The organism is Colwellia sp. 12G3 (assembly GCF_002836775.1).
Classification (GTDB): domain Bacteria; phylum Pseudomonadota; class Gammaproteobacteria; order Enterobacterales; family Alteromonadaceae; genus Colwellia.
This window is the reverse complement of record NZ_PJAQ01000054.1, coordinates 1-18,276: the sequence shown is the minus strand read 5'-3', so window position 1 is coordinate 18,276 and position 18,276 is coordinate 1. Positions and strand designations below refer to the sequence as shown.

The 18,276-nt window shown below is 38.6% G+C and carries 17 protein-coding genes; 9 read left to right on the top strand and 8 right to left on the bottom strand.

Annotation, left to right across the window (positions count from 1 at the left end; genetic code table 11):
* Nucleotides 1-5: 5 nt before the first annotated feature.
* Nucleotides 6-1,457: a TrkH family potassium uptake protein gene (locus tag CXF71_RS12020; RefSeq protein ID WP_101233196.1), complete on the top strand. Its 1,452-nt coding sequence runs from the start codon at nt 6-8 to the stop codon at nt 1,455-1,457.
* An 83-nt stretch (nt 1,458-1,540) separates the two neighbouring features.
* On the opposite strand, the gene CXF71_RS12015 is transcribed toward CXF71_RS12020, so the two are convergent.
* The 5 genes from CXF71_RS12015 to def form a co-directional block, all read right to left on the bottom strand.
* A complete protein-coding gene (locus CXF71_RS12015) occupies nt 1,541-4,492 on the bottom strand; it encodes a TolB family protein (protein ID WP_101233195.1) in 2,952 nt (983 codons plus the stop codon).
* 146 nt (nt 4,493-4,638) lie between these two features.
* Nucleotides 4,639-6,015 carry a Trk system potassium transporter TrkA gene (gene trkA, locus CXF71_RS12010; protein WP_101233194.1) on the bottom strand — a complete coding sequence of 459 codons (1,377 nt, stop codon included), beginning with the start codon at nt 6,013-6,015 and terminating at the stop codon, nt 4,639-4,641.
* A 28-nt stretch (nt 6,016-6,043) separates the two neighbouring features.
* Nucleotides 6,044-7,366, bottom strand: coding sequence for a 16S rRNA (cytosine(967)-C(5))-methyltransferase RsmB (gene rsmB, locus CXF71_RS12005; protein WP_101233193.1), 1,323 nt, complete (start codon nt 7,364-7,366; stop codon nt 6,044-6,046).
* Nucleotides 7,367-7,372: 6 nt separating this feature from the next.
* Entirely contained in the window at nt 7,373-8,368 is a 996-nt protein-coding gene (gene fmt / locus CXF71_RS12000; protein ID WP_101233192.1) for a methionyl-tRNA formyltransferase, read from the bottom strand.
* Nucleotides 8,369-8,400: 32 nt separating this feature from the next.
* A complete protein-coding gene (gene def / locus CXF71_RS11995; RefSeq protein ID WP_101233191.1) occupies nt 8,401-8,916 on the bottom strand; it encodes a peptide deformylase in 516 nt (171 codons plus the stop codon).
* 155 nt (nt 8,917-9,071) lie between these two features.
* On the opposite strand from def, the gene CXF71_RS11990 reads away from it, so the two are divergent.
* The 4 genes from CXF71_RS11990 to CXF71_RS11975 all read left to right on the top strand — a co-directional run bounded on the left by CXF71_RS11990 (nt 9,072) and on the right by CXF71_RS11975 (nt 12,586).
* Nucleotides 9,072-10,160 (top strand): LysM peptidoglycan-binding domain-containing protein, encoded by a 1,089-nt coding sequence (locus CXF71_RS11990; protein ID WP_101233190.1) that lies wholly within the window; start codon nt 9,072-9,074, stop codon nt 10,158-10,160.
* 82 nt (nt 10,161-10,242) lie between these two features.
* Entirely contained in the window at nt 10,243-11,394 is a 1,152-nt protein-coding gene (gene dprA / locus CXF71_RS11985; protein WP_101233189.1) for a DNA-processing protein DprA, read from the top strand.
* A 19-nt stretch (nt 11,395-11,413) separates the two neighbouring features.
* The gene (locus tag CXF71_RS11980) at nt 11,414-11,887 is read left to right on the top strand and encodes a DUF494 family protein (RefSeq protein WP_101233188.1); all 474 of its coding nucleotides are present in this window, start codon (nt 11,414-11,416) and stop codon (nt 11,885-11,887) included.
* 135 nt (nt 11,888-12,022) lie between these two features.
* On the top strand, nt 12,023-12,586 hold the full coding sequence (locus CXF71_RS11975) for a DNA topoisomerase family protein (protein ID WP_101233187.1): 564 nt from the start codon (nt 12,023-12,025) through the stop codon (nt 12,584-12,586).
* Between the two features lie 66 nt (nt 12,587-12,652).
* Here the strand turns inward: CXF71_RS11975 and CXF71_RS11970 are convergent, their stop codons facing one another.
* Both CXF71_RS11970 and purE read right to left on the bottom strand, forming a co-directional pair.
* A complete protein-coding gene (locus CXF71_RS11970) occupies nt 12,653-13,810 on the bottom strand; it encodes a 5-(carboxyamino)imidazole ribonucleotide synthase (RefSeq protein ID WP_101233186.1) in 1,158 nt (385 codons plus the stop codon).
* A gap of 8 nt (nt 13,811-13,818) precedes the next feature.
* A complete protein-coding gene (gene purE / locus CXF71_RS11965) occupies nt 13,819-14,301 on the bottom strand; it encodes a 5-(carboxyamino)imidazole ribonucleotide mutase (protein ID WP_101233185.1) in 483 nt (160 codons plus the stop codon).
* A gap of 194 nt (nt 14,302-14,495) precedes the next feature.
* Between purE and CXF71_RS11960 the strand changes: the two genes are divergently transcribed.
* From CXF71_RS11960 to CXF71_RS11945, 4 genes are all read left to right on the top strand, one after another.
* Entirely contained in the window at nt 14,496-15,047 is a 552-nt protein-coding gene (locus CXF71_RS11960; RefSeq protein ID WP_101233184.1) for a Sua5/YciO/YrdC/YwlC family protein, read from the top strand.
* A gap of 216 nt (nt 15,048-15,263) precedes the next feature.
* Nucleotides 15,264-15,929 (top strand): OmpW/AlkL family protein, encoded by a 666-nt coding sequence (locus tag CXF71_RS11955; protein ID WP_101233183.1) that lies wholly within the window; start codon nt 15,264-15,266, stop codon nt 15,927-15,929.
* A 122-nt stretch (nt 15,930-16,051) separates the two neighbouring features.
* Entirely contained in the window at nt 16,052-16,879 is an 828-nt protein-coding gene (aroE, locus tag CXF71_RS11950; RefSeq protein ID WP_101233182.1) for a shikimate dehydrogenase, read from the top strand.
* Nucleotides 16,880-16,893: 14 nt separating this feature from the next.
* Entirely contained in the window at nt 16,894-17,127 is a 234-nt protein-coding gene (locus CXF71_RS11945) for a hypothetical protein (protein ID WP_101233181.1), read from the top strand.
* Nucleotides 17,128-17,136: 9 nt separating this feature from the next.
* Here the strand turns inward: CXF71_RS11945 and CXF71_RS11940 are convergent, their stop codons facing one another.
* A complete protein-coding gene (locus tag CXF71_RS11940; protein ID WP_101233180.1) occupies nt 17,137-17,676 on the bottom strand; it encodes a gamma carbonic anhydrase family protein in 540 nt (179 codons plus the stop codon).
* Nucleotides 17,677-18,276 lie beyond the last annotated feature (600 nt).

Here is an 18,276-nt window from a genome sequence, read left to right as displayed (position 1 = left end):
AAAACGTGCAATATAAAAATATTATCCGAATTCTAGGTTTGTTGGTTGGGTTACTTAGTGTGACCATGCTGCCTCCTGCATTAATTTCATTAGTCTATCGCGATGGTGGTGGTTTACCTTTTATTCTCGCTTTTTTATGGTGTATCTGTACCGGCTTTTTGGCTTGGTATCCTTACCGTTATGAAAAAACTGATCTTAAAGCAAGAGAGGGCTTTTTAATTGTTGTGCTCTTTTGGTTAGTATTAGCCAGCTTCTCTGCTATTCCTCTGATGTTATTATCGGAACCCAATCTATCAACCACCGATGCTTTCTTTGAATCCTTTTCAGGATTAACGACCACCGGTGCAACTATTTTAAATCACATTGATGATTTACCTCACGCAGTATTGTGGTATCGCCAGCAGTTACAATGGTTAGGCGGCATGGGGATAATTGTTTTAGCTGTTGCGGTATTACCTATGCTTGGTATTGGTGGCATGCAGTTATATCGTGCTGAAACACCCGGGCCGGTAAAAGATTCAAAAATGACGCCTCGTATTGCTGATACCGCAAAACATTTGTGGTACATCTATTTAGGGTTAACTATCGCCTGTGCGTTAGCTTATTGGCTTGCGGGAATGTCTGGATTTGATGCTATTTGTCATGCCTTTTCAACCATTGCAATAGGTGGTTTTTCAACACATGATGCCAGTATGGGCTATTTCAATAGCCCAGCAATTAACTTAGTTTGTGTTACATTCTTATTGATTGCCGGGGTGAATTTCGCATTGCACTATGCTGCGGTACAAAGTAAATCACTAAAAAATTATTTCTTCGACCCTGAGTTCAAAGTTTTTATTGGTATTCAAATCGTACTGGTTTTGATTTGTTTTACCGTATTATTAAGTACAGGTACTTATCAGGATGCTGACCAAGCGCTAGACCAAGCACTATTTCAAGCGGTATCTATTAGTACAACGGCAGGTTTTACCACAACATCATTTGCAGATTGGCCAACGTTATTACCTATGCTGCTTATTTTTTCAAGTTTCATTGGTGGTTGTGCGGGTAGTACCGGTGGCGGAATGAAGGTAGTTAGGGTGGTATTACTCTATTTACAAGGCCTTCGAGAACTAAACAAGTTGGTACATCCAAGAGCTATTTTTAGTATCAAATTAGGTCGAAAAGTTTTACCTGATCGCATTGTTGAAGCGGTATGGGGATTCTTCTCTGCTTACGCTGCGGTGTTTGTTATTTGTATGTTATTACTACTTGCCGCAGGCATGGATGATATTACTGCATTCACCGCGGTTGCTGCTTGTATTAATAACCTCGGCCCTGGATTAGGCGAGGTTGCTGCTAACTTTTCATCGATTAATGATATGAGTAAGTGGGTTTTAATCATGGCTATGTTGTTTGGTCGTTTAGAGATATTTACCTTATTAGTTTTATTTACTCCAGCCTTTTGGCGCTCATAAGTTGTATATACATATATTTTAATAGGTATATACAACTTAGTTAATCACTAAATATATCAGGTGGTTAATTTATAATTATAGATTTACCACTTATAACTTAACGCTACCCAACCTTGAGTATCTGAACTCTCATTTTCGGGGTTAACTTGTGCAATACCATAATTAATCACTAAATTCGTGACCCCTGTAAAACCAAAGTCGTTATTGAGTGTCCCTTTAACACCATAACTATCAATAATGTCTCTCTCAGTCATTTCATGTCGAGTATAAAATAACTCAACAATCCCTAATGGTATATAGGCTTGATAGGCTTGATAGTCATTACCTGTTTGACGATAAAAAGCCAACTCGGGCGCTAATTGCTTATTGAGATGCGCTTTGTCTTGAATGAGTGTAGAAGCGTAACCACCTAAGCTAAGTATATCGCCAGCATCTTCTGAACGTTGTGCCCATAGATAGTTAAAACCTAAGCTAAAGCTTTTTATATGTGCACTGAGGTTTACTAGACCATTACTACCCGTGTAACTACCATCATTGCCATTACCACTAATATCTACATCGGCTTGATCATCTTGGGCACTAATTACTTGGGCATTAATTTTTTGTGAAATACCCCAGCTCTGTTGATCATGAGACCAACTTTGTTCAATACCTAGGGAAAAAGACTGGCTAGAAAAATCAACATGCTGGCTGTTTTCAAATTGTGAAGCTTGCGCTTGTGCAAATACATCGACAGAAAGTGTATCTACGTTATATGGATAGCGAGCCTCAAATAACAGCCCTTTTTCAGTTGTTTTACCTAAGGCTAAAGCATTACTATCTTGTTGATCTGTTTTTAAGTTGAATAGGTAACTGTGTGCAAGTAATTTAACAGGCCACCCCTGCCAGCGAACAACCCCTGATGCACCAGAGAGTATATTGCTGAAAATATCTTGGCTGAGGTTTACTTGCCAGTCAAAACGAGAAAGCACATCACCTGACTTATAACCCACTTCAAATATACTACTGCTGGCTGAATAATAGCTCTCTGCTAAGGTTATGGTACCCTGTTGTGGCCCTATGCCATAGGTTGATTGTGCACCAATACTCTCATCAATATCGACAGTTGCTTTGGCGAGTTTTAACTTGTCAGCTAACTCAACGGTCATTGCGGAACTCGTTGTTGTATCGGTAATAAGTTGTTTATTAGCTTTGGTTAAATCTAATTGGAAAACATCTGAACCCTCAGAGTTAATCGCTAAGTGGAGCAGCTTATTATCTGCTTGAACCATAGGCCATGTAACAACCTGTTCACCTGAGGTGATAGAAGATAAACCTTCAGTCGTGAAATCATACTTATATATGCGTGTTGCACTGTCTAAGCCAGCGACAAAATACAATGCCTCTCCATCTTTAGACCATTCAGGAAAAGAAAGAAATTGATAGTTTTCTGGGAGTGGAATAATTGTTTCTTGACCGTCACTTAGCTGACGAACTTTTAACTGCCATTTATTGTTTAAGCTTGAGCTAACATAAGCAAAACTATCTGAGGGTTTACCATCAGAAGTAGGGCGAAGTCGTGGGAAATCGTAAACGTGCTCAAGGCTTTTTTGTGTTAATTCAGCTGTAACTTGTCCTATTGAAGAAGGGGATAAGCTTACTTTTACTAATTGAGAATAACCAAATCGATTACGTTCAGCAATAATATATAGGCCATCATTACTGATATCAAAACGACGAATATTTGCGCTTTTAGTCAATTGCTTTACGGTATTTGTAGGCAAATGCCAAGAGAACAGATCTTGATGAAGGCTATTTATACTAGCTAAGGTCGCTGAACCATATATAAGCGTGTCCTTATCAAGCCAGCGAGGGTTATTAATACCACGATTGTTTTTTTGATTTAATGTGTAGGCAACTTCTCTTTTAAAAACACTAGGCGCTTTGTCTACGATATCTTGAGGATCTGCGTCCAATAACTCTTTGTTATCTTTAGTAAACTCATCTGCCTTTTTTGTGTTTTCGCTAGTCTTATATACATTTAACTTAGTAGTTTTTCCCTCATCAGTTCTTTGTGTTTCAACGATAGCAAGGTAATCGCCTTGTGGGCTTAAACTTGGACCACTAATATAATCAGATAAATCTAACCATAATGCTGAGCGATTATCCGCATTGCTATTTTTACCGAGTTTAACTTCATGTTTCATTGCATTGAAAGTGTATTCAGCAACGAAACGTTGATAAAGGTTTTTGGCAGTATCAGGGAAAACACCTTTAAAAGCCGCTTCAAAGTCTCGTTGTTCAACGCCCGACCAACGTGTCCAAACAGCATCCAGGGTATCTACGCCATAATTATCTTCTAACCATTTTAAATAACGCACACCAACCAGATAAGCCATAGAGCCAGACATAAAGTTGTCATTAGCCACACTGAGTTCTTTGTAAGATGGCATTGCGCCTTGTCGCGCAAACTTTTGAATAATGGCTTCAATTTGATTGTTGAATAAGCGACCTCGACCGGTTAACCTCGATTCGAGTAATGTTGCATACCCCTCGCTAACCCATCGTTCACCGTTTATTTGACTTGCATCAAAAATATCATACCAATTGGCAACATTATTTCGCCAATTACTTCGGCTTTTTTGAGCTAGATGCACTAAGTGGACATACTCATGTAGTACTAAAAGTTGTTGCCAACCCGTTGAATTAGAAATAACGGTATCTGATTGAGCAGGCGTTGCAAAAAGAGCCATATAAGGCTTATGACTAAGTGGAACGGCAAAACCGTTTGCCGCGTTATATGGGTCAATAATAAAGGTATCTACTTTTTCTGTGAGCACTCGGCCTTGTTGATCTTTGATTAACTGACGGACAACTTCCATTTCTCGCGCACTGGATAAGGCCCATTGACGATATTCAGGAGTGAAATGTACACGGAAGTTTTCAGTTTCAAAGGTTTGCCAATCTTGAGCACTATCAGCAACTTCTGCATGACTGGTAATAGCTACACTCGAAAGCGCAAATGTAATAGCAGTAAATACCTTTGATATTTTCATAAAAATCCTTTTAAATTATTATTGTTTTATTGTTTGAAATAAGAGTGATAACTCTCACTTTGAAATGTGTATAACAGGAAAGGGATTATTACAGCTAATTAATTGTAAGGTAAGTAATTAGCTGTAAGTAGTTATTTCAAAAAAGGCTAGAAGTAAATGGCGCTCACTTGGAACAGTTTTTCTATATCGCTAATGTAGCGTTTATTCACTAAAAATAGAATAACGTGGTCTTCTTCGTGAATTAACGTGTTTGAATGAGCAATTAATACTTCACTACCACGGACAATAGCGCCGATAGTCGCACCGGGTGGTAGTTTAATATTTTTGATTGAACGACCGACAACTTTAGATGACTTTTCATCACCTTTGGCAACAATTTCAATGGCTTCAGCTGCACCGCCACGTAAACTATAAACATTGTCGATAGCACCACGCCTAACATGCGTTAGTAATGCCGAGATAGTAGCTTGTTGTGGTGATATAGCAATATCAATAGTGCTGCCCTGTACTAAATCGATATAGGCATCTCGTTGGATAAGTACCATGGTTTTACGAACACCAAGCTTTTTAGCGAGTAATGACGACATGATATTAGCTTCGTCATCATTGGTAACCGCAATGAAAATATCAAATTGATCAATGTTTTCTTCCGTGAGTAATTCTTGATCGGAAGAGTCGCCAGCAAAAACTAAGGTATCATTTAGCTCTGAAGTTAATTGTTCCGCACGCTTTGGTGAACGTTCAATAAGTTTTACTTGATGGTTTTTTTCTAAAATTCGCGCTAAACCAGCGCCAATGTTACCGCCACCGGCAATCATAATACGTTTGTAAGCGGCTTCTAATTTTTGTAATTCATTCATCACCGCACGAATATGAATGCTCGCGGCTATAAAGAAGACTTCATCATCTGCTTCAATGACGGTAGTACCAAGAGGGCGGATAGGTTTACCATTTCGATAAATTGCCGCAACGCGCGTATCAACATTAGGGATATGATCTCTTAATGTTGAAAGTGCGTGACCAACAAGTAAACCACCATAGTAAGCTTTTACGGCAACGAGACTCACTTTTCCGTGCGCAAATTCTAATACTTGCAGTGCACCAGGGTAATCAATTAGACGAGCAATATCTCGTGTTACTAATTCTTCAGGGGCAATAACATGATCTACAGGGATATGCTTTTTATGAAAAAGTTGCTCTGAATATTTCAATATTTGATTCGAGCGGATACGAGCAATCTTTTTCGGCGTGTTAAATAGTGAAGAACATATTTGGCATGTGATCATATTGGTGGCATCGTCGCTGGTAACCGCAATAACCATATCAGCATCTTCAGCGCCTGCACTTTTTAATACATCTGGGTGACAGCCTTGACCAGTAACGACTTGTAAATCCATTTTATCTTGCAGTTCACGTAGTTTTTCACCATCTATGTCTACTACCGAAATGTCGTTGTTTTCACCAACAAGGTTTTCAGCTAACGTTCCGCCAACTTGTCCTGCACCCACTATGATTATTTTCATGTGTTACTTTCTGCTTGTGTTATTTGTATTATTTGATTTTTAACAATTTGGCGTAATAAAAGCCGTCCATGTTTTGTGCATCAGGTAATAACTGCCAACCGATTGCATTTTCATCAGTATCGGGGTTATTACTATTAATGGCAATTAATTGTGCGTCTTGATTCTGTTCAATAAAGCGAGAAATTTGCTGACAGTTTTCTTCTGGTAAAACACTACAGGTTGCATAAAGTAAAGTACCGCCCGGCTTGAGCATTGACCAAATGTTGTCAAGAATCTGCTGCTGCAATACCACTAACTTATCAATATCGTCGGCTTTACGTAACCATTTTATATCAGGATGACGGCGAATAACGCCAGTTCCAGAGCAGGGCGCATCAAGTAGTATACGGTCAAATTGTTCGCCAGACCACCACCCTTGAGTTGCTGCGTCTGCAGTAATTACTTCAGCGGTTAGGTTTAAGCGGTCTAAGTTTTCATGAACGCGAGTAAGACGGCCTTCTTCAATATCAATTGCAGTCATTGAAGCAATATCAGGCGTTTGCTCAAGAATATGACAAGTTTTACCACCGGGTGCTGCGCAGCAATCTAAGACAATATCATTGGGTTGGCAATCGAGTAAACGAGCTGCTTGTTGTGCGGCACCATCTTGTACTGAAACCCAGCCGTCATCAAATCCTGGTAAATGAGCGACATCGAGTGGTTTAGCAAGTGCAATGGCTTGAGAGTGTGGCTCAATATTGGCAATTTCAATATCTGCCTCAACAAGTAGCGCTTGATATTGTTCACTAGTATGGTGTTGTTGATTGGTTCGCAACCACATTGGCGGCTTTTGCTGATTTGCATCAAGTATCGCTTGCCATTGATTTGGATAGGCTTGTTGTATTTTTTTAATAAACCAACCTGGGTGATTATACTTTATTGGATCAGGTATCTTTTTATCACCTTTATTCTCTTGTTTACTTTCAGCCTCTAACGTACGAAGAAATCCCCTAAGCACAGCATTAACCAATCCTTTCATATGGTCATTTTTTAACGTTTTTGTTGCTGCTACCGTTTCACTTACCGCGGCGTGGTCAGGTATACGCATATATCTTATTTGATAAACCCCCACTAAAAGCAAAAAATGAAAGACTCTCTGCTTTCCCTTTATAGGCTTTTGTACTAATTGACTGACATCGTTTTCTAATTCAGGGAGATAGCGAAGTACGCCATAGCAAATTTCTTGCAGTAAGCCCTTATCTTTACCTATCAGTTTATCTTGTTGTTTTGGTAGCTCGTCACTTAAACTTCGCCCTTGATCTATAACGGCGTAACAACATTTTGCTGCAAGAGCTCTAATATTAATTATCATTTTTTATTAACCAAGCTTATTTATAGGACTGCCAACAACGAACCAATCGCTGCGACCATTAAGGATATCTTTTACGGCTAATGCTTTTTTTCCAGGAAGTTGGATTACTTCAAGGCGTAAAGAACCATCGGTTGTTGCCACTTCTATACCTTCTTTGTCTACTTTTATTATAGTGCCCGGAGCTGCGTTTCCTTGATATACCTGAACAGATGCTTGCCATACGCGTAATCTATGATGCTTATCTTCTACTTCAGGCCCTGACTCAGTAAAGGTAAATTGAGAGACAGGCCAAGGGATGTATGCTCTAACTTTGCGATGCAGTTCGCAAGCACTGAGTTGCCAGTTAAGTTCAGCTTCAGCTTTATCGAGTTTCTTGGCGTAAGTGGCTAATTCATTATCTTGAGCAACATTGTGATCACTGGCTTGATAATTAGGCTGTGCCATTAGTGCTAGTGTTTCTACTAAAGCAGTTGGTCCAAGGCTGGCAAGTTTTTCATAAAGGCTAGCACTAGTATCAGTAATTTCTATTTCGCACTCGGTCTTTAATATCATGTCGCCAGTATCCAAACCTTTATCCATTTGCATTATTGTGACACCCGTTTTTTTATCTCCTGCTTCAAGTGAGCGTTGAATGGGTGCTGCACCACGCCATTTAGGCAGAATTGAACCGTGCACATTAATACAACCTAAGCGGGGAGAATGTAAAATGACTTCAGGTAATAACAGGCCATAAGCAACGACAACCATAATATCAGCATTATACTGAGCTAATCGTTGTTGGTCTTCTTCACTCTTAAAGTTAAGTGGCTGCTCAACAATAATGTTGTGCTCTAGAGCGAGCAACTTTGTTGCGCAAGCAGTCAATCTTTTACCCCGGCCAGCTGGTTTGTCTGGCGGACAATAAACCGCAACAACATTATGTTCACCGTTAATTAACGCGGCTAAATGTTGTGCTGCAAAGTCAGGAGTGCCTGCAAAAATGATATTTAATGGAGTAGCCAAAGTAATTCCTATTATTGTAAGTTGGTAAGCACTTACTTATTGTTGTTTTCAAGTTTTGCTTCTTTCTCAAGCTTTTTTTGAATACGCTGACGCTTTAGCGGGGATAGATAATCAACAAATAAAACACCATTTAAATGGTCAATTTCATGTTGTATACAAATGCTTTGTAATTCTGTCACGTTTAATGTGAATTCTTTACCGTGGCGGTCAAGTGCTTTTACGGTACATGCATCATGACGGTCTACTTTGGCATAAGTGCCAGGAACAGATAAACAACCTTCTTCATTGATGGATGTTTCATCACTAGTAGCTATAATTTCAGGGTTGATAAAAACTAAGGGCTGATCGTTATCTTCAGAGGTATCCATGACAACAATACGTTGATGAATATCGACTTGGGTAGCGGCAAGACCTACGCCTTTTTCTTCATACATAGTTACCAACATATCGTCTATAATTGTAGCCGTGGCTTCAGCGATATCAGTAACGGGCTGCGCTTTTGTTCTTAAACGCGGATCGGGAAAACGTAATACAGTTAAAATAGTCATATTTTGTTAAAAGAATTAGCGATAATTCATCTAGAATGTTATGTTTTAATTATATACTCAAGTAACTGTAACTGAAACCTGCATTTTAAAGTCACTCGATATAACTAATATTTATAGTGCGTTACAGCAGTAAGCACGAAAAAGGAACGAGCTCCATGCTTAAAAAAATAATACTCTCGCTATCTTTGATGTCTTGTCCATTGGTAGTACTTGCTGATCAGATAAAACTTAATGATGATGCACCTAAAACGCATGTGGTAGTTAAAGGTGATACGTTATGGGATATTTCAGCACTATTTCTTGAGCAACCTTGGTTATGGCCTAAGCTTTGGCGTTTAAATCCAGAGATCAATAACCCACATTTAATTTATCCTGGTGATATTTTAAAGCTTGTTTATGATGAAAATGGTGAACCAATGCTGGTGGTTGATCCAGTAAAACCAAGCTATAAGTGGTCGCCTAAAATTCGTCAAGAGAAAACTAAAGACTCGGCAATTACTTTATTGCCGTTAGAAGTGGTTGCACCATTTATTAGGTATGACCACCTATTTACTGAAGATGAGCTTGAAGCATTACCTTATATTATTGGTAGTGATGAAGGCTACCGTATGACAACGAAAGATTTCAAAGTGTATGTTAATGCGGATCTAGAGCTTGCACAAAGTTATGCAATCTATGATAAAGGTGAAGAGCTTTTTGACCCGGAGACAGACGAATCGTTAGGTTTTTATGTCAACTTAGTTGGTACTGGGCAGGTATTAAAGCGTGGTGATATTGAAAATAAGGTGCCTACTACTATGAATGTTGGCTCTGTAAAAAGAGAAATTCATGCAGGAGACTATGTAGTACCTGTTAATGATGGGCAATTGTTTCCAGCCGTTTTTTCTATGAAAGCAGCTAATGCATCACTTCGTGGCGCTATTGTTAAGGCTACCAGTAATGGACGTGAATTTGCCAAACTTGACGTGGTTATGATTAACCGTGGTATTGAGCATAATGTGACTGTAGGTGATGTTATGGCGATAAAGCGACCAAGTCCAGCCGTTGTTGATACGGGCAGTGGCCCTGTTTATAATATAGAAACTTCACGCTGGAATAAGTTAACAGGTGGTGATTATAAAATGCCAGAAGAGCAGTTAGGTGAGTTAATGGTTTTTAAAGTTTACCAAAAAGCGAGCATGGCACTTATTCTTCATACCGAAAAACCAGCCAGAATAAATGATTTAATTACTGCTCCAGAATAGTGAACTGTTAAATATTTTATTTTCCCTCTTTTATGAGAGGGAAAATAAAACGTATCACTTGTTCTTAAGGAGAAGACAAGTCATGGTTAATAACAGTAAAAGTAATATAGAATATTGGTTAGCTTTAAAGCTTGTTCCTCGGTTAGCCATTCATAAAAAAATTGCACTTGTTGAAACGTTTGGTTTAACTGCGCTATTTTCGTTAGACAATAACCCCTCAGTACTTAGCTCGGCTAATAACTTAAGTGTGAAGCAACTTTGCGCTTTTCGTCAGCCTGACTGGCAAAAAATAACTCAAATTATCCAAGCAAGTGCGGCATGTAATAGCGCTATAGTTTGTTTTGATGATACTCGCTACCCACAACTACTCAAGCAGATTTACGATCCTCCTTTAGTGCTATTTGTTCAGGGAAATGCATTGTTACTCAATGCTCGACAATTAGCGGTTGTTGGCAGTCGCTCTGCTAGCGCAGGAGGGAGGGATACCGCATTCTCATTATGCCAACAACTCGTGCAACTAAACTTTGTTATCACAAGTGGATTAGCGTTGGGTATCGATGCTGCTGCCCACCGTGGTGCCCTTAGCCAGCCTGCGGGTACAATCGCGGTAGTTGCTACAGGATTAGATCAAGTATATCCAGCCAGACATTTATCTTTGGCACAGCAAATAATTGCGTCAAATGGCACTATTATTAGTGAGTTTTTACCGGGTACGCAAGCCAGAGCTGGCCACTTTCCAAAAAGAAATCGTCTTATTAGTGGCTTAAGCTTAGGAGTCTTAGTAGTAGAAGCTGAATTAAAAAGTGGCTCATTGATTACAGCTCGCTGTGCACTTGAACAGAATAGAGAAGTTTTTGCTATTCCGAGTTCTATTGAAAATCAACAAGCTAAAGGTTGTCATTGGTTAATTAAACAAGGAGCTAAACTTGTTGAGCAATGTGCCGATATAATAGATGAGTTCGCTTTTGCAGATAAACCTAGTCTACACTTAAAGAGTGGCGAACTGCCTTTAAAGTTAGTTGTACAGGGTGCTTACAAAGGAGAGGATGAAATAAATCGAAAAGGCTTGTGTAACGATACATTGTTGGCTAATGTGGGATTTGAAATTACTCCCGTAGATAAAGTAGTTTCACGGAGCGAACTTCCCGTAGAGGAAGTGTTAATTCGGTTAACAATGCTTGAGCTAAGTGGTCTGGTATCTGCGGTACCTGGGGGCTACATTAGAACGCAATAAAGTATATAAGGGGCTAGTTATGTTTGATATCTTAATGTATCTTTTTGAAACGTATATCCAAAATGAAGCCGAAGCCATGGTGGATAATGAGCTGTTAACAGATGAGTTAACACGCGCAGGCTTTCACCAGGATGAAATATATAAAGCACTAAATTGGCTTGAGAAACTGGCAGCGTTGCAAGACACCGATGCTTACCCTTATCTTACTCGCGTAGGTAGTAAGTCGGTACGTATCTACACCAACGAAGAAATGCAGTTACTTGATACACCAAGCCGTGGTTTTATTTTATTTTTAGAACAGGTCAATGTACTTGATTTTACTACGCGCGAAATGGTGATTGATAGAGTGATGGAACTTGATACTAAGTACTTCTCCATGGATGATCTTAAATGGGTTATTCTAATGGTGTTATTTAATGTACCAGGTAAAGAGTCTGCGTACTCGCAACTAGAAGACTTAATATTTGAAGAACAAGAAGGTCCACTTCATTAGTAACTCCCTTCAAGCTGACTAAACTCACTATATGTCGCTACACAGTGTATTTAGCCAGCTGTTACTGAGCGTATTGCTCAGCAAAGTTTTGTGGCATAATAGCGCTACACTTATTTTTATACGCAATTTTTAATAATGTCTGAATCAGATAAACCTCTTTTTGCTCTACACGAACATGCTTTAGAGAAAGAGTATCAAGTGTGCCCTGAATGTGGGGCAGAATTGTCCATTAAACATGGTAAATCAGGGGCTTTTTTAGGTTGTGTAAATTATCCTAATTGTCAATATACTCGGGCAGTGGTTGAACATGAACGTGTTGAAGATAAAACACTACCGGGCAGTGAATGTCCATTATGCTCACATGTGTTAGCGGTTAAGCAAGGCCGTTATGGTATGTTTATTGGTTGTAGTAACTTTCCCCAATGCCATCATATTGAGCAAGAGGCGCAAGAGATCATTCAAGATGTGGTGTGCCCAAGTTGTAAAAGAGGTTCACTGCAAGAAAAGACCAGCAGATTTGGTAAGAAATTTTACTCTTGTGATGCTTATCCAAAGTGTAAGTTTGTCGTTAATCATGAGCCGATTGTAGGCCTGTGTGAAAAGTGTCAATTTCCCCTATTGTTAAAAAGAAGCATGGCTGCAGGACTAAAATACCAGTGTGCAGATAAAAAGTGTTCTCATATGCAAAAGTTATTATAAGCATTCACATAATACCAGCTATAAAAAAAGACGCTAAGCAGCGTCTTTTTTTTCATTAAAAATTTATTAACGTTGCTTTTCTAAGTAGTTTTTTGCGAAGCCACTAAGATCTGGGTATGCTTGTTTACAAAGTATATCTGCTAAATGTTGTAAGCGCTCAGCAAGTTGTAATTCATTCTCACCGCTGACATTTATATGACCCATTTTACGACCGACACGCTTACTTTTGTTGTACCAATGAATAGAAGCACTCGGTATAGCAAACACCTCGTTAGGGACAGTATCTTCCCCAATAATATTGACCATCGCGGTAGGACGAACAAGTGCTGTACTACCTAAAGGCAAATCACAGATTGCTCTTAAGTGATTTTCAAACTGACAAGTGTCAGCACCTTGTTGGGTCCAATGTCCTGAATTATGTACTCTTGGTGCAATTTCATTTACTAAGAGTTGATTACCAACTTGAAAAAACTCAATAGCCATAACACCAACATAGTTGAGCTTATCTGATAATGCCTTAAATACCTTACTCGCTTGTTCCTGCAATTGTGCATTAACAGGAGCAGCCACAGAGACACTTAAAATACCATTAGTATGATGATTTTCAGTTAAAGGATAAACGGCAACATCACCATTTACACGACGAACACCAACAAGCGATACCTCACGGTCAAAAGGTACCATTTGCTCAGCAACAATACCTTGCTTAACTGTTGTTTTTGAATCTGCAATAAAATCTGCCATATCTTGCCAGATTGTATCGGCTTCAGCAGCTGACTTTAATCGCCATTGCCCTTTTCCGTCATATCCTTCAAGTGCACTCTTAAAGATGATAGGTAAAGATAAGTGTTCAATCGCTTTATCAAAATCTATTTTAGAGTTAACAAAGTAATGCTTGGCATTGGCAGCATTACAAGATTCAAGTAATGCTTTTTCTAACCTTCTATCGCCGCCAATTTTAATAGCGTTACTTGTCGGGTATAACTTGCCTGATTGTTCACATTCAGCAAGTATGTTGTGTGCAACATGCTCAAATTCAGCGGTAATGACATCAGCATTTTTAATACCTGCTTCTAAATCGCCACAAATGTATTCAGGAGAAAGAGGTTGTACAACCTTATTACTTAATACATCTAATGCTTTAACATCCAAGTTTAAAGGTGTGCCCGCTAATTCCATCATTCGAGCTAATTGACCTGCGCCAAGTATGAGAACTTTATTCATGAGGGTTTTTATTCTGCCGGATTTGGGTTAGCAAGTATGGTTTCCGTCTGCTTCCGACGAAACTCTTCGATATTTTGTTGGATCTCAGCGTTATAAGTACCAATAATTTGTGCTGCAAGTAAGCCCGCGTTAGCAGCACCGGCATTGCCAATGGCTAGTGTACCAACTGCAATACCTTTCGGCATTTGTACAATAGATAATAAAGAGTCTTGGCCATTAAGGGCTTTAGATTGCACCGGAACACCTAAAACTGGTAAAGCAGTATAAGCTGCTGCCATTCCAGGTAAATGAGCAGCCCCACCAGCGCCAGCAATGATTACCTTAATACCTCTATCTTTTGCACTTTCAGCATATTCGGCAAGTAAGTGAGGAGTTCGGTGTGCAGAAACCACTTTGGTTTCGTACTTTACACCTAAAGAATCAAGCATTTCTGCTGCATGTTGCATTGTTGGCCAATCTGATTTTGATCCCATGATGATACCGACTGTCATGAATTTATGCCCTTTAAAAGTATAGAATGTTCTTCGTATATGAAGAAAGTGAAAATAGAGCTGTAATTATAACCTTGTTTACCTAAATACGGAATATAGAACTTTTCTATCGATAATTTAATCCATCATTAGGCATTTATGAACAGTGTTTGGTAACATTGTCACGATTGTTATTATTAATAAAAGGGCTGTTTGTGAACGAAAAAAATGTAGTTGATGTTTTTAACCGTGGAGGCATTATCGCTTATCCAACCGAAGCCGTATTTGGTCTCGGCTGTGATCCTGATAATGAAGAATCACTTAAGCGTTTGTTGCAGCTAAAAGTCAGGTCTGCGGAAAAGGGGCTTATTCTACTCGCGGGTAGTTATGCTCAATTACTTCCTTATATTGACGACAGTAAAATTCCGCAAGATAAGCGTGCTACGGTGTTATCAAGATGGCCTGATGGTATCACCCAGCTAATACCTAAAAATAATACAATCTCACCGTTATTATCAGGAAAATTTGACACTATTGCCGTCAGAATTACCAGTCAACCGGATGTAGTTGCTTTATGTAATCAAACGAATAAACCAATAGTCTCGACCAGCGCAAATTTATCTGGTCAAGAACCAGCTAAAACATGGCAGACATTAGATCTCACGCTATCTAATCAAGTGGACTTTATACTTGAGGGCGTTACTTTAGGGCATACCTCACCATCAAAAATTATTGATGCGTTGACTGGTCAAGTGATCAGAAATTAAATAAGTCTATAGAAGAAATTAGACGTGGTTGATATTTCCGCTAGTTTATTTATAATTCAAGTAGTTAATACTATATTTTCTTTGATTCTCATAATAATGTGATCGAGATCAAAGTATCTATTAGCTCTCTTTATAGCGGTTAAAACGTTGCGCTAAATCAAACTTTATTAAATCAATATGATTATTATACCCTTAATTATTTTAAGGATATAAATCATGAACAAAACTTTATTAACCATCGCTTTATTATCAACTATATCAACTATATCAACTGCAGCCGTAGCCAATCAAGCTGGTGATATTCTTATTCGAGGTGGTGCTACTATGGTGTCACCTGATAGCGGGAAGTCTACCGTGCTCTTAAGCGGGGAAGATTCTGGTTTAGCACTATCAGTGGGTGATAATACTCAGTTAGGTTTAAACTTTGTCTATTTCTTTGATAGCAACTGGGCTGTTGAATTATTAGCGGCCACACCGTTTGATCATGAAATAAAATTACATTCAGGTAATGAAGCAACGTTACTTGCTGATACCAAGCAATTACCGCCAACCTTAAGTGCGCTGTATTATTTTAATACAGCTACTAACTTGAGGCCTTATGTGGGCGTCGGTATCAATTACACTGTTTTCTTCGATAACAGCTTTACAGGCATGTATTCTGATGCTGGCTTTAGTGATTTAGAGCTTGATAACTCTTTTGGTTATGCTATTCAAATTGGAGCTGATTATGAAATTAATACCAACTGGTCTGTAAATGTTTCAGCTCGTTACATTGATATTTCGACAGATGCTTCTTTTGCTGTTGGTGGTGATAATATTGGTAGTGCTTCTGTTGAAGTTAACCCAATGGTATATTCAGTAATGCTTGGCTATAAATTTTAAGAAAATTTAAGAAGCACATACATTAAAAGCAGTAACTTATACGAAAGGGTTACTGCTTTTTTGTTTTCATTAATTGTCGATTCAGTTAGGCTGTAGTCACACGTTAACTTTTTGCAATAACTATGACACAACAGACCCCAGACCAATATCGCGTTTTTGGAAATCCCATAGAACATTCCCGTTCCCCAGATATTCATCATATATTTGCTCTTAAAAGCCAACAACATATTAATTATCAAAAGCAGTTAGTTGATATCGATGGCTTCTCCAATGCTGTTACAGATTTTATCCATCAAGATGGCAAGGGCGCAAACGTAACCGTGCCTTTTAAAGAGCAAGCATTGGCTTTATCAGATGAACTCACCGAACGTGCGTCATTAGCTGGTGCTGTAAATACACTTACCTTTAAAGAAGGGAAGATTTTCGGTGATAATACTGATGGTGAAGGCTTAGTTCAGGATTTAATTACTAACAATGTTTCTTTAAAAAACAGTCGAATTTTACTCTTGGGTGCAGGAGGGGCTGCAAGAGGTGTTTTACTACCTTTGCTTGCACATATGCCTCACTCCATTGTTATTGCCAATAGAACGGTAAGTAAAGCGGATAAATTGTGTCAGCACTTTGCTGATATTCGCCTTAGTGCTTCAGGTTACCAAGATCTCGAACAACAGAGTTTCGATGTAATTATAAATGCCACATCTGCGAGTTTATCAGGAAATTTACCGCCAATACCAACATCAATAATACGTCAGAATGTGGTTTGTTACGATATGGTATACGGTAAGAATGAAACACCGTTTCTTCAATGGGCAAAAGAGCATGGAGCAATAAAAGTTATTGATGGTTTGGGTATGTTAGTCGGCCAAGCAGCCGTTAGTTTTGAAGTTTGGCGAGGAGTGACTCCCGAAGTTCAGCCAGTAATTGATAAATTAAGAGCAGCTTTAACATAAAGAGAGAAATTCATATGAATCAAGCCATTTTGTTTAATGATGATTTAGCTTTTGATAAAGAACAAGATGCTTGGTGCTTTACTGCATTGTTATCAGCTCAAGTTATTAGCATTTACTTTCATTCAATGCAGTTAAAGAGGCTTGAAGAAATAGATACGTGTACTAAATTTGATTTAGAAGAAATAGTTGAACTCTGGCTCGAAAAAAATGAGCCAGAGGGTAGTACTATTCACATACAAATGCGCTAATCATTATAATTAATTATTTAAGTAGTCATTTTTTAACTCTACATAGTTTATGGCTGACTGCTTAAGAAAAGCAGCTTCACTCTCTTTTAAAGGTCTAGCCTGTTTTACGGGGTTTCCGACATATAAATATCCGCTAACCAATGTTTTGTTCGGAGGGACTAAACTGCCTGCACCAATAAAGACATCATCTTCAATAATAGCTCCATCCATAATAATAGCACCCATACCCACTAGTATACGGTTGCCAAGCTGACAACCGTGCAACATGCATTTATGGCCAACCGTTACATCATCGCCAATAATTAAGGGGTTACCTTGTGGGTTGCTTGGACTTTTACGAGTGACATGTAAAACACTACCATCTTGAATATTTGTACGGCTACCGATAGTAATTGTGTTTACGTCGCCACGAGCAGCAACAAACGGCCAAATACTGACATCTTCAGATAAAGTTATATCTCCAACGAGAACAGCTGTACTGTCGATGTAAATATTAGAACCAATGGAGGGGAGAATACCTTTATAAGGACGAATGTTAGTAATACTCATATAGCACCTATTGCAATACTGCAATCTAATTGAATGTTTAGTAGTTATAAAAATAACATAGCTAGCTAATAAATGCAGTGCTAGAGAAATTTAGTAATCAAAAGATATATATAGATAAAACCAAGTAATTGAAATGAAATTAATAAATACGGCCAAGTAATGAACGTATCGAAGTAAACACACACAAGGGCTGTACGAATGTTGAACAAAGAAATTTTTATTATGATTTTAGGTAAAAAAGGGTTGACCTAATTATAAAAATCTCTACAATGCGCTCCAGTTCCAAGGGGTTCACGCAAAATGAATCATCAAAGAACTGTTTTGCTACGTTATCTACACGCATTAGCGTTAAATAACGTAGGTTAACTTTAAGATTTAAATTGTTTTTTTAAATTAAAAATAAAAGTTGACATCAAATCTCGGAGGCGTATTATACGCATCCTGCTTCGGGGCAATAGCAACGAGCAATACTACTTAGGTAGTTCAGGTGAAGAGCGAATGCGACTCTCATCTACTTCCTAATTATACGGAGACGTTCTTCTTTAACAATTAGTTATCATGCAATTTGTGTGAGCACTCACATTAATGTTGTTTTACATA